We start from the raw sequence: 1,476 nt of genomic DNA, 5'->3' as shown, positions 1-1,476 counted from the left end.
GCCGGCGTTGCCAGTCAGCACGTTGTTCTGGGTGTTGCCGACGCCAGTGAGGTTGTCGCTGCCGGTGAGGGTGAGGTTTTCCAGGTTGGCGCCCAGGGTCCAGCTGACCGAGGAGCGCACGGTGTCGATTTCAGATATCAGGGTGCTGGTTTCGGTGGCCAGATCCTTGAGGTTGTCGACGATGTAGATGTCATTGCCGGCGCCGCCGATCATCACATCGGCGCCAATTCCGCCATCCAGAACGTTGTTGCCGCTGTTACCTGCCAGGCGATTGCCCAGGACGTTGCCGGTGGCGTCGAGGTGGTCGCCGCCGGTAAGGGTCAGGTTCTCGAGGTTGCTGCCCAGGGTGTAGCTGATCGACGACAGCACCGTGTCGATCTCGGCCAGCGAGGTGCCGCGTTCGATCACTGTGTCGCCGGCATTGTCGACGAGGTAGGTGTCGTTGCCGGCACCGCCGTCCAGGGTGTCGGCCCCGGCCTTGCCGTCGAGGAGGTTGGCGGCGGCGTTGCCGGTCAGGCTGTTGTCCAGTTCGTTGCCGGCCAAATTAAGTGCCGCTGTACCCAGTAACAAGCCGTCTTCGACGTTGGTCGACAGGGTGTAGCTCACTGCCGTCCTGATCAGGTCACGACCTTCGTCAGCGTTTTCAAAAACCTTGTCGGCAACGCTTTCGATGACGTAGGTGTCGTCACCAGTGCCGCCGCTGAGGATATCAGCGCCCACGCCGCCATCCAGCCAGTCATCTCCGGCCCCGCCTTGCAGGGTGTTGACGTAGGCATTGCCGAGCAGGGTGTTGTTCAGGTCATTGCCGACCACGGTGAAGGCGCCGAGGCCGGTGAGGGTGACGTTCTCGACGTTTTGCAGGTTGCTTTGGCTGAGGTCGACGGTGCCGGTGGTTGGGGTCGAGGCGTAGGTGATGTTCAGCAGGTCACGACCCTGATCGGCAGTTTCCTGCAGCAGTGCCAGTTCGCCGGCCTGGTCGAGGACGTAGGTGTCGTCACCGGCGCCGCCGATCAGCGTGTCCAGCCCCGTACCACCGTTGAGCACGTTGTTGCCGCTGTTGCCAGTCAGCACGTTGTTCAGGGTGTTGCCGACGCCAGTGAGGTTGTCGCTGCCGGTGAGGGTGAGGTTTTCCAGGTTGGCGCCCAGGGTCCAGCTCACCGAGGAACGCACGGTGTCGATTTCGCTCGCCAGGGTGCTGATCTCGGTGATGGCGTCCTTGAGGTTGTCGACGATGTAGGTGTCATTGCCACTGCCGCCGATCATCACGTCGGCGCCGAGGCCGCCGTCCAACGTGTTATTGCCGTTGTTACCCACGAGGCGGTTGCTCAGGGCATTGCCGGTACCGTCCAGATTATCGCTGCCGGTGAGGGTCAGGTTCTCGAGGTTGCTGCCCAGGGTGTAGTTGATCGACGACAGCACCGTGTCGATCTCGGCCAGCGAGGTGCCGCGTTCGATCACTGTGTCGCCGGCATTGTC

Annotated in this window: 1 protein-coding gene; it reads right to left on the bottom strand. The window is 62.5% G+C overall.

Annotated features, from left to right (window positions below; all coding sequences use genetic code 11):
* Positions 1–1,476, bottom strand: a 1,476-nt coding sequence (locus ACQKPC_RS30365) for a calcium-binding protein (protein ID WP_427628331.1), incomplete at both ends; no start/stop codon positions are given.

Source organism: Pseudomonas sp. NPDC089918 (assembly GCF_050280605.1).
Taxonomy (GTDB): Bacteria; Pseudomonadota; Gammaproteobacteria; order Pseudomonadales; family Pseudomonadaceae; genus Aquipseudomonas.
This window is presented reverse-complemented; position numbering and strand designations above follow the sequence as displayed.